Source organism: Bacillus sp. S14(2024) (genome assembly GCF_050473785.1).
GTDB lineage: Bacteria > Bacillota > Bacilli > Bacillales > Bacillaceae_G > Bacillus_A > Bacillus_A yunxiaonensis.
In genome coordinates this window covers 1-11,901 of record NZ_JBFLUP010000005.1, presented here as the reverse complement: position 1 = coordinate 11,901, position 11,901 = coordinate 1, and the positions used below count along the sequence as shown (strand labels likewise).

Sequence of the window (11,901 nt, the reverse complement as noted above, 5' to 3'; positions counted from 1 at the left end):
ACAGATACATCTTTACCAAAAATCGGTGAAGAGTTTGGAGGTCGTGATCATACTACAGTCATTCATGCACACGAAAAAATTTCCAAACTGTTAAAAACGGATGCACAATTACAGAGGCAACTTGAAGAGATTCACGATATTTTAAAGTAATATGATGTGAATAACGTGAATAACTTTCCTTATTTTACACACAGTCTATCCACATGTAGATAGACTGTTTTTCCGTATTCTAAACGAGTTATCCACATATCCACAAGACCTATTACTATTACTACTAATTTTTATTATTATTAAATAAAATCAATTTTATATTTGCCGGAGGTTTTCGTTATGCATTTTTCAATTCAAAAAGATTACCTTGTCAGAAGTGTACAAGATGTAATGAAAGCTGTTTCCTCTCGTACAACAATTCCGATTCTTACAGGGATTAAAATCGTAGCAAATGAAGAAGGTGTTACATTAACGGGTAGCGATGCTAATATATCGATCGAATCCTTTATTCCAATTGAAGAGGATGGAAAAGAAATTGTAGAAGTCCTACAATCAGGAAGTATTGTTTTACAAGCAAAATATTTTAGTGAAATTGTAAAAAAATTACCGAAAGATACAGTTGAAATTTCTGTCGAAAGTCATTTTATGACGAAAATAAAATCTGGAAAGTCCGAGTTTAACTTAAATGGTTTAGACTCAGCTGAGTATCCATTGTTACCACAGATTGAAGAACATCATGTATTTCAAATTCCAACAGATCTGTTAAAACATATGATTCGTCAAACTGTTTTTGCTGTATCTACATCAGAAACACGTCCAATCTTGACAGGTGTAAACTGGAAGGTGTATAACAGCGAATTGATTTGTATTGCAACAGATAGTCATCGTTTGGCGCTGCGCAAAGCGAAAATTGCAGGACAAACTATTTCGAATGAATTTCAAGCAAATGTTGTTATTCCAGGAAAAAGTTTAAATGAGTTAAGTAAAATTCTTGATGAATCAGAGGAAATGGTAGATATTGTTATAACGGAGTATCAAGTGTTATTCCGGACGAAACATTTATTATTCTTCTCTAGACTGTTAGAGGGTAACTATCCGGATACAACAAGACTAATCCCACCAGATAGTAAAACGGATATTTTTGTAAATACAAAAGAATTTTTACAAGCAATTGATCGAGCTTCTTTATTAGCAAGAGATGGACGTAATAATGTTGTGAAATTATCAACTTTAGAAGATCAAATGTTAGAAATTTCATCGAACTCTCCAGAAATCGGGAAAGTAGTAGAAGAAGTTCAATGCGAGAAAATTGAAGGTGAAGAGTTAAAAATCTCCTTTAGTGCAAAATATATGATGGATGCATTAAAAGCATTAGATAGTACAGAGATTAAAATTAGCTTTACTGGTGCAATGAGACCATTTTTAATTCGTACAGTGAACGATGATTCCATTACTCAATTAATTTTACCAGTACGTACGTACTAAAAAGATAGGGTTACTAGTGTAGATGTACTGGTAACCCTTTTGATTTTTCCCTATTACTTTCCTAATGCTTGTTTATTTAGTACAATGAAAGAATGAACACTTTTAGAAAGTGAGCGATTTGTATGAAACATATTCAAATTTCGACAGAATATATTACATTAGGACAATTTTTAAAACTGGCTGACGTGATTGATACAGGCGGAGCGGTAAAATGGTTTTTACAAGAGTATGAAGTGTATGTGAATAAAGAGCCTGAAAATAGACGAGGCCGAAAATTATATACAAATGATATTGTTGAAATTCCGGGGATCGGAACATTTCAAGTTCAAGGATAAAGGGGGATCCCTTTGTATATTACAGAATTACATTTACAAAACTATCGCAATTATGAGCAATTAGATCTTTCCTTCGAAGATAAAGTAAACGTAATTATTGGTGAAAATGCGCAAGGAAAAACAAATTTGATGGAAGCGATTTATGTATTAGCGATGGCTAAATCTCATCGAACTTCTAATGATCGTGAACTTATCAGATGGGATGAAGATTGTGGTAGAATAAAAGGGAGACTGCAAAAACGAAATAACTCTTTGTCCTTAGAACTAAACATTTCCAAAAAAGGAAAAAAAGCAAAGTTAAATCAACTTGAGCAACAAAAATTGAGTCAATATATTGGCGTAATGAATGTTGTTATGTTTGCTCCTGAAGATTTAAACCTTGTAAAGGGAAGTCCTCAAGTACGAAGACGTTTTTTAGATATGGAGCTTGGGCAAATAGCTCCTGTATATTTGTACGAATTAAGTCAATACCAAAAAGTTCTTACACAGCGTAATCATTTGCTCAAAAAAATGCAAGGCAATAGTCCAAATGATGAAGCTATGTTAGATGTGTTTACACTTCAACTCGTTGAACATGGTGTAAAAGTATTAAAAAAACGTTTGAATTTTTACGTTTATTACAAGAATGGGCAGCTCCAATCCATCGAGGAATTAGCAGAGGACTTGAGGAGCTAGAAATAGTCTATAAACCAAGTGTTGATGTATCAGAATCCATGGATTTGTCGAAAATAAAAGAAGTATACTATGAAAGTTTCCAATCTGTGAAACAACGTGAACTCTTCCGTGGCACAACCTTAATTGGGCCTCATCGTGACGATTTACAATTCTTCGTTAATGGTAAAAATGTTCAAGTCTTTGGTTCGCAAGGGCAACAACGAACGACCGCACTTTCCCTAAAGTTAGCTGAAATCGAATTGATTTATTCAGAAGTTAACGAATATCCAATCCTTTTATTAGATGATGTGTTATCGGAACTAGACGATTATAGGCAATCACATCTGCTTAATACGATTCAAGGAAAGGTGCAAACGTTTGTGACAACGACAAGTGTTGATGGAATTGAGCATGATACATTAAAACAAGCAAAAACAATTCATGTAACGAACGGCACAGTGGATTGTGGAGAAGAAGACAAATAGCTTCTGTCTAAATGGAAAAGTAGGTGATCTTTGTGTCAATGGAACAAAAACAAATACAAGAGAATGCATATGATGAAAGCCAAATACAGGTCTTAGAAGGACTAGAAGCAGTTCGGAAACGTCCGGGAATGTACATTGGTTCAACAAGTGGAAAAGGTCTTCATCACCTTGTATGGGAAATTGTTGATAACAGTATTGATGAGGCATTGGCAGGGTATTGTGATGAAATTAATGTCTCTATTGAAGAAGATAACAGTATTGTAGTAAAAGATAATGGTCGTGGTATTCCAGTTGGGATGCATGAGAAAATGGGTCGTCCAGCTGTAGAGGTTATTATGACGGTTCTTCATGCAGGTGGTAAATTCGGCGGCGGCGGTTATAAAGTTTCTGGGGGCTTACATGGTGTAGGTGCTTCTGTCGTGAACGCATTATCAACGGAATTAGAAGTATTTGTTCATCGTGACGAGCAAATCCATTATCAAAAGTATGAACGTGGTATACCAGTTGCGGATTTAAAAGTAATTGGAGATACAGATCATACAGGAACAATAACGCGCTTCAAGCCAGATGCAGAAATTTTTACTGAAACAACTGTATATGAGTTTGATACATTAGCAACTCGTTTAAGAGAGCTAGCATTTTTAAATCGTGATATTAAATTAACAATTGAAGATAAACGTGAGCATAAACAAAAGAAAGAATTCCATTATGAAGGCGGAATTAAGTCTTATGTTGAGCATTTAAATCGCTCTAAAGAACCAATACATGAAGAACCAGTATATGTAGAAGGTTCAAAAGATGGAATTCAAGTTGAGGTTGCTCTTCAATATAACGAAGGATATACAACTAACATTTATTCATTTACAAATAATATTCATACGTATGAAGGTGGTACGCATGAAGTAGGATTTAAAACAGCATTAACACGTGTGATTAATGATTACGGTCGGAAAAATAATATTTTAAAAGATGCTGATAGTAATTTAACAGGTGAAGATGTTCGTGAAGGTTTAACGGCTATTGTGTCCATTAAACATCCAAATCCGCAATTTGAAGGGCAAACGAAAACAAAACTTGGAAATAGCGAAGCGAGAACAATTACGGAATCAGTTTTCTCTGAAGCATTTGAAAAGTTTTTACTTGAAAACCCAAATGTTGCTCGAAAAATTGTAGATAAGGGAACGATGGCAGCACGTGCACGTGTAGCAGCGAAAAAGGCTCGTGAATTAACACGCAGAAAAAGTGCGCTAGAAGTATCAAGCTTACCAGGAAAACTTGCAGATTGTTCTTCTAAAGATCCTTCTATTAGTGAAATTTATATCGTAGAGGGTGATTCAGCGGGTGGTTCAGCAAAACAAGGCCGAGATCGTCATTTCCAAGCAATTTTACCGCTTAAAGGGAAAATTATTAACGTCGAAAAAGCTCGTTTAGATAAAATTTTATCAAACGATGAGGTACGTACAATTATTACTGCGCTTGGTACAGGTATTGGCGGAGACTTTGATATTGAAAAGGCGCGTTATCATAAAGTTATTATTATGACTGATGCTGATGTCGACGGTGCTCATATTCGTACCCTATTATTAACATTCTTCTATCGTTATATGCGTCAAATTCTTGAGCACGGTTATGTATATATTGCACAACCGCCATTATATAAAGTGCAACAAGGTAAGCGAGTTGAGTATGCTTACAATGATAGAGAACTTGAAAATATATTAGCGGAGCTTCCGAAACAGCCGAAACCAGGTATTCAACGCTATAAAGGTCTTGGAGAAATGAATCCAGCGCAGCTATGGGAAACAACAATGGATCCAGAAGTACGTTCACTTCTTCAAGTTTCGCTTCAAGATGCAATCGAAGCAGATGAAACGTTTGAAATTTTAATGGGTGATAAAGTTGAACCACGTCGTAACTTTATCCAAGAAAATGCAAAATATGTGAAAAACCTTGATATTTAATGAATGATGACAGGAATCGGAGTATTCCTGTCTTCTACGTATAAATGAACATGATATATCGATCGGAAATGTAATGAGGAGGTGCTGGTTGATGTCAGACAACCAACAACAAGGCCGAATTCGAGAAATTAATATTAGCCAGGAAATGCGTACCTCGTTTTTAGATTATGCGATGAGCGTTATCGTATCTCGTGCACTGCCAGATGTTCGAGATGGGCTAAAACCTGTACACCGCAGGGTTTTATATGCAATGAATGACTTAGGGATTACTGCTGATAAGGCGTATAAGAAATCAGCCCGTATTGTCGGTGAAGTAATTGGTAAGTATCATCCGCATGGTGACTCAGCGGTATACGAGACAATGGTACGAATGGCGCAAGACTTTAGCCAACGATATATGTTAGTAGACGGCCATGGGAACTTTGGTTCTATCGATGGAGATTCAGCAGCGGCAATGCGTTATACAGAGGCAAGAATGTCCAAAATTTCTATGGAGCTATTGCGTGATATTACGAAAAATACAATTGATTATCAAGATAACTACGATGGTTCTGAACGAGAACCGATTGTATTACCAGCTCGTTTTCCTAACTTATTAGTAAATGGTACAACTGGTATTGCGGTTGGGATGGCAACAAATATTCCTCCGCATCAGCTTGGGGAAGTAATTGATGGAGTATTAGCGTTAAGTCGTAATCCAGAGATTACAATTGGTGAATTAATGGAGTATATTCCGGGACCAGATTTTCCTACATTTGGTCAAATCCTTGGTCGAAGCGGCATTCGAAGAGCTTATGAAACGGGACGCGGCACAATTATGCTTCGTGCGAAAGTCGAGATTGAAGAGAAGGCAAACGGAAAGCAATCTATTATTGTAACTGAGCTTCCGTATCAAGTAAACAAAGCGAAGTTAATTGAGAAAATTGCGGAGCTTGTTCGTGATAAAAAGATTGATGGTATTACAGATTTACGCGATGAATCAGATCGAAATGGGATGCGTATCGTCATGGAAGTGCGCCGTGATGCAAACGCCAATGTGTTACTAAATAACTTATACAAGCATACAGCACTTCAAACAAGCTTTGGTATTAATATGCTATCTCTTGTAAATGGAGAGCCAAAAGTATTAAATTTAAAAGAATGTTTATATTATTATCTTGAGCATCAAAAGGTTGTTATTCGTAGACGTACTGCATATGAATTAGAGAAAGCAGAAGCTCGTGCTCACATTTTAGAAGGGTTACGTGTTGCGCTAGATCATCTTGATGAAGTTATTAATCTAATTCGCAGCTCGAAAACAGCAGAAATTGCGAAACAAGGATTAATGGAGCGTTTTGGTTTAAGCGAGAAGCAAGCGCAAGCGATTTTAGATATGCGTTTGCAACGTTTAACTGGATTAGAACGTGAGAAGATCGAACAAGAATATCAAGAGTTACTTGCATTGATTGCAGAGTTAAAAGCAATCCTAGCAGATGAAGAGAAGGTTCTTGAGATTATCCGTGAAGAATTAGAAGAGATTAAAGAACGTTTTAATGATACAAGAAGAACGGAAATTACAATTGGCGGCATGGAAGCCATTGAAGATGAAGACTTGATTCCGGAACAAAACATTATAATAACTCTAACTCATAATGGTTATATTAAACGATTGCCAGCTTCTACGTACAAAACGCAAAATCGTGGTGGACGTGGAGTTCAGGGTATGGGGACAAACGATGATGATTTTGTAGAACAGCTATTAACAACATCTACACATGATCACATTTTATTCTTCACAAATAAGGGGAAAGTATACCGTACGAAAGGATATGAAATTCCTGAATATAGCCGGACAGCAAAAGGTATACCGATTATTAACTTATTAGAAGTGGATAAAGGTGAATGGGTAAATGCGATTATCCCAATTCGAGAATTTAATGATGATCAATTTTTATTCTTTACAACAAAATACGGTATTGCAAAAAGAACGCCGCTTTCCTCATTTGCTAATATTCGTAATAACGGTCTAATTGCTATCTCTCTTCGTGAAGAAGATGAATTAATCTCCGTTCGCTTAACAACAGGTGAAAAAGATATGATTGTTGGCACGAGTAATGGGATGTTAATTCGTTTCCATGAAGAAGATGTCCGTTCAATGGGACGTAATGCAGCGGGTGTTAAAGCTATTACACTTGGCGAGGAAGATCAAGTTGTCGGTATGGAAATTGTAGAAGAAAATATGGATGTTTTAATTGTTACGAAGAATGGTTATGGTAAGCGTACTCCAGTTGAGGAATATCGTTTACAAAGTCGCGGTGGTAAAGGTCTTAAAACATGTAATATTACAGATAAAAATGGTAAGTTAATTGCTCTTAAGTCTGTACATGGCGAAGAAGATATTATGCTGATTACAGCAGCAGGTGTATTAATTCGTATGCCAGTTGACCAAATTTCTCAAATGGGACGTAATACGCAAGGTGTTCGTTTAATTCGTTTAGAGGACGATCAGGAAGTAGCGACAGTAGCAAAAGCACAAAAAGAAGATGAAGAAGAGAATCAAGGAAGTGAAGAAGAATAAGGGAGAATGTCTCCCTTATTTTTTTTGTAAATAGGACTTGCATATAGTATAGAAAATCTATATAATAAGCAGAGTCAGCAATTCAAGGAAACAAAATATTAAAAGATATTGTTGACGAAAACAAAGTGTTATGTTATATTATAAAGGTCGCTAAAACGCGACGTTGAACTTTGAAAACTAAACGAAACAAACAACGTGAAACGTCAATTTTTATTTATGATGCTAGACAAACTTTATTGGAGAGTTTGATCCTGGCTCAGGATGAACGCTGGCGGCGTGCCTAATACATGCAAGTCGAGCGAACCGATTAAGAGCTTGCTCTTAAGAAGTTAGCGGCGGACGGGTGAGTAACACGTAGGTAACCTGCCTATAAGACTGGGATAACTCCGGGAAACCGGGGCTAATACCGGATAACATTTTGCACCGCATGGTGCGAAATTGAAAGGCGGCTTCGGCTGTCACTTATAGATGGACCTGCGGCGCATTAGCTAGTTGGTGAGGTAACGGCTCACCAAGGCGACGATGCGTAGCCGACCTGAGAGGGTGATCGGCCACACTGGGACTGAGACACGGCCCAGACTCCTACGGGAGGCAGCAGTAGGGAATCTTCCGCAATGGACGAAAGTCTGACGGAGCAACGCCGCGTGAGCGATGAAGGCCTTCGGGTCGTAAAGCTCTGTTGTTAGGGAAGAACAAGTGCTAGTTGAATAAGCTGGCACCTTGACGGTACCTAACCAGAAAGCCACGGCTAACTACGTGCCAGCAGCCGCGGTAATACGTAGGTGGCAAGCGTTATCCGGAATTATTGGGCGTAAAGCGCGCGCAGGTGGTTTCTTAAGTCTGATGTGAAAGCCCACGGCTCAACCGTGGAGGGTCATTGGAAACTGGGAGACTTGAGTGCAGAAGAGGAAAGTGGAATTCCATGTGTAGCGGTGAAATGCGTAGAGATATGGAGGAACACCAGTGGCGAAGGCGACTTTCTGGTCTGCAACTGACACTGAGGCGCGAAAGCGTGGGGAGCAAACAGGATTAGATACCCTGGTAGTCCACGCCGTAAACGATGAGTGCTAAGTGTTAGAGGGTTTCCGCCCTTTAGTGCTGAAGTTAACGCATTAAGCACTCCGCCTGGGGAGTACGGCCGCAAGGCTGAAACTCAAAGGAATTGACGGGGGCCCGCACAAGCGGTGGAGCATGTGGTTTAATTCGAAGCAACGCGAAGAACCTTACCAGGTCTTGACATCCTCTGACAACCCTAGAGATAGGGCTTCCCCTTCGGGGGCAGAGTGACAGGTGGTGCATGGTTGTCGTCAGCTCGTGTCGTGAGATGTTGGGTTAAGTCCCGCAACGAGCGCAACCCTTGATCTTAGTTGCCATCATTAAGTTGGGCACTCTAAGGTGACTGCCGGTGACAAACCGGAGGAAGGTGGGGATGACGTCAAATCATCATGCCCCTTATGACCTGGGCTACACACGTGCTACAATGGACGGTACAAAGAGTCGCAAGACCGCGAGGTGGAGCTAATCTCATAAAACCGTTCTCAGTTCGGATTGTAGGCTGCAACTCGCCTACATGAAGCTGGAATCGCTAGTAATCGCGGATCAGCATGCCGCGGTGAATACGTTCCCGGGCCTTGTACACACCGCCCGTCACACCACGAGAGTTTGTAACACCCGAAGTCGGTGGGGTAACCTTTTGGAGCCAGCCGCCTAAGGTGGGACAGATGATTGGGGTGAAGTCGTAACAAGGTAGCCGTATCGGAAGGTGCGGCTGGATCACCTCCTTTCTATGGAGAATTGATGAACGCTGTTCATCAATAAAGTTTCCGTGTTTTGTTTTCGTTTAGTTTTGAGAGTTCAAAAAAGTATTGACTCTTAAAAGAGAATATGATATAAATTATTCTTGTGTTTTGTATGGGCCTATAGCTCAGCTGGTTAGAGCGCACGCCTGATAAGCGTGAGGTCGATGGTTCGAGTCCATTTAGGCCCACCATACAAATTACGGGGCCTTAGCTCAGCTGGGAGAGCGCCTGCCTTGCACGCAGGAGGTCAGCGGTTCGATCCCGCTAGGCTCCACCATAAAGCTATTTTATATAGCGAATATGTTCTTTGAAAACTAGATAACAGTGTAGCTCATATTTTTTAATTTTTGGTTAAGTTAGAAAGGGCGCACGGTGGATGCCTTGACACTAGGAGTCGATGAAGGACGGGACTAACACCGATATGCTTCGGGGAGCTGTAAGTAAGCTTTGATCCGGAGATTTCCGAATGGGGAAACCCACCATACGTAATGGTATGGTATCTTTATCTGAATACATAGGGTAAAGAAGACAGACCCAGGGAACTGAAACATCTAAGTACCTGGAGGAAGAGAAAGCAAATGCGATTTCCTGAGTAGCGGCGAGCGAAACGGAATCTAGCCCAAACCAAGAGGCTTGCCTCTTGGGGTTGTAGGACATTCTATACGGAGTTACAAAGGAACGAGGTAGACGAAGCAGCCTGGAAAGGCTCGTCATAGAAGGTAACAACCCTGTAGTTGAAACTTCGTTCCCTCTTGAATGTATCCTGAGTACGGCGGAACACGTGAAATTCCGTCGGAATCCGGGAGGACCATCTCCCAAGGCTAAATACTACCTAGTGATCGATAGTGAACCAGTACCGTGAGGGAAAGGTGAAAAGCACCCCGGAAGGGGAGTGAAAGAGATCCTGAAACCGTGTGCCTACAAATAGTCAGAGCCCGTTAACGGGTGATGGCGTGCCTTTTGTAGAATGAACCGGCGAGTTACGATCCCGTGCGAGGTTAAGCTGAAGAGGCGGAGCCGTAGCGAAAGCGAGTCTGAATAGGGCGTTTAGTACGTGGTCGTAGACCCGAAACCAGGTGATCTACCCATGTCCAGGGTGAAGTTCAGGTAACACTGAATGGAGGCCCGAACCCACGCACGTTGAAAAGTGCGGGGATGAGGTGTGGGTAGCGGAGAAATTCCAATCGAACCTGGAGATAGCTGGTTCTCCCCGAAATAGCTTTAGGGCTAGCCTCAAGTGTGAGAGTCTTGGAGGTAGAGCACTGATTGGACTAGGGGTCCCCATCGGATTACCGAATTCAGTCAAACTCCGAATGCCAATGACTTATCCTTGGGAGTCAGACTGCGAGTGATAAGATCCGTAGTCAAAAGGGAAACAGCCCAGACCGCCAGCTAAGGTCCCAAAGTGTGTATTAAGTGGAAAAGGATGTGGAGTTGCTTAGACAACTAGGATGTTGGCTTAGAAGCAGCCACCATTTAAAGAGTGCGTAATAGCTCACTAGTCGAGTGACTCTGCGCCGAAAATGTACCGGGGCTAAATACACCACCGAAGCTGCGGATTGATACCTATGGTATCAGTGGTAGGGGAGCGTTCTAAGTGCTGTGAAGTCAGATCGTAAGGACTGGTGGAGCGCTTAGAAGTGAGAATGCCGGTATGAGTAGCGAAAGACGGGTGAGAATCCCGTCCACCGAATGCCTAAGGTTTCCTGAGGAAGGCTCGTCCGCTCAGGGTTAGTCAGGACCTAAGCCGAGGCCGACAGGCGTAGGCGATGGACAACAGGTTGATATTCCTGTACCACCTCTTTATCGTTTGAGCAATGGAGGGACGCAGAAGGATAGAAGAAGCGTGCGATTGGTTGTGCACGTCCAAGCAGTTAGGCTGGTAAGTAGGCAAATCCGCTTACCGTGAAGGCTGAGCTGTGATGGGGAAGCTCCTTATGGAGCGAAGTCTTTGATTCCCCGCTGCCAAGAAAAGCTTCTAGCGAGATAAAAGGTGCCTGTACCGCAAACCGACACAGGTAGGCGAGGAGAGAATCCTAAGGTGAGCGAGAGAACTCTGGTTAAGGAACTCGGCAAAATGACCCCGTAACTTCGGGAGAAGGGGTGCTTTCTTAACGGAAAGCCGCAGTGAATAGGCCCAAGCGACTGTTTAGCAAAAACACAGGTCTCTGCGAAGCCGTAAGGCGAAGTATAGGGGCTGACACCTGCCCGGTGCTGGAAGGTTAAGGAGAGGGGTTAGCGCAAGCGAAGCTCTGAACTGAAGCCCCAGTAAACGGCGGCCGTAACTATAACGGTCCTAAGGTAGCGAAATTCCTTGTCGGGTAAGTTCCGACCCGCACGAAAGGTGTAACGATTTGGGCACTGTCTCAACCAGAGACTCGGTGAAATTATAGTACCTGTGAAGATGCAGGTTACCCGCGACAGGACGGAAAGACCCCGTGGAGCTTTACTGTAGCCTGATATTGAATTTTGGTACAGCTTGTACAGGATAGGCGGGAGCCTTTGAAGCCGGAGCGCTAGCTTCGGTGGAGGCGCTGGTGGGATACCGCCCTGGCTGTATTGAAATTCTAACCTACGGGTCTTATCGACCCGGGAGACAGTGTCAGGTGGGCAGTTTGACTGGGGCGGTCGCCT

The 11,901-nt window shown here is 41.5% G+C and carries 5 protein-coding genes, 2 tRNA genes, 2 rRNA genes and 1 pseudogene; all 10 read left to right on the top strand.

Annotation, left to right across the window (positions count from 1 at the left end; genetic code table 11):
• On the top strand, window positions 1-150 hold a 150-nt coding region (locus AB1279_RS00275), incomplete at its 5' end, for a helix-turn-helix domain-containing protein (RefSeq protein ID WP_429757460.1).
• A gap of 180 nt (window positions 151-330) precedes the next feature.
• Window positions 331-1,476: a DNA polymerase III subunit beta gene (gene dnaN / locus AB1279_RS00270; RefSeq protein WP_429757459.1), complete on the top strand. Its 1,146-nt coding sequence runs from the start codon at window positions 331-333 to the stop codon at window positions 1,474-1,476.
• Between the two features lie 122 nt (window positions 1,477-1,598).
• Entirely contained in the window at window positions 1,599-1,811 is a 213-nt protein-coding gene (gene yaaA / locus AB1279_RS00265; protein ID WP_098310159.1) for a S4 domain-containing protein YaaA, read from the top strand.
• A gap of 12 nt (window positions 1,812-1,823) precedes the next feature.
• Window positions 1,824-2,950, top strand: a pseudogene (gene recF, locus AB1279_RS00260) (DNA replication/repair protein RecF).
• 38 nt (window positions 2,951-2,988) lie between these two features.
• Complete coding sequence (gene gyrB / locus AB1279_RS00255; RefSeq protein WP_429757458.1) at window positions 2,989-4,911, top strand: DNA topoisomerase (ATP-hydrolyzing) subunit B; 1,923 nt, start codon at window positions 2,989-2,991, stop codon at window positions 4,909-4,911.
• A 91-nt stretch (window positions 4,912-5,002) separates the two neighbouring features.
• Window positions 5,003-7,468, top strand: a complete 2,466-nt coding sequence (gene gyrA / locus AB1279_RS00250) for a DNA gyrase subunit A (RefSeq protein WP_429757457.1) — start codon at window positions 5,003-5,005, stop codon at window positions 7,466-7,468.
• 233 nt (window positions 7,469-7,701) lie between these two features.
• Window positions 7,702-9,252, top strand: a 16S ribosomal RNA gene (locus AB1279_RS00245).
• Window positions 9,253-9,381: 129 nt separating this feature from the next.
• Window positions 9,382-9,458 (top strand) — tRNA-Ile (locus tag AB1279_RS00240).
• 10 nt (window positions 9,459-9,468) lie between these two features.
• Window positions 9,469-9,544, top strand: a tRNA-Ala gene (locus AB1279_RS00235).
• A 72-nt stretch (window positions 9,545-9,616) separates the two neighbouring features.
• A 23S ribosomal RNA gene (locus AB1279_RS00230) occupies window positions 9,617-11,901 on the top strand; the annotation flags it as partial.

Coding starts and splice junctions, on each gene's coding strand:
- dnaN (WP_429757459.1), top strand. CDS start 331: ATGCATTTTTCAATTCAAAAAGATTACCTTGTCAGAAGTGTACAAGAT.
- yaaA (WP_098310159.1), top strand. CDS start 1,599: ATGAAACATATTCAAATTTCGACAGAATATATTACATTAGGACAATTT.
- gyrB (WP_429757458.1), top strand. CDS start 2,989: ATGGAACAAAAACAAATACAAGAGAATGCATATGATGAAAGCCAAATA.
- gyrA (WP_429757457.1), top strand. CDS start 5,003: ATGTCAGACAACCAACAACAAGGCCGAATTCGAGAAATTAATATTAGC.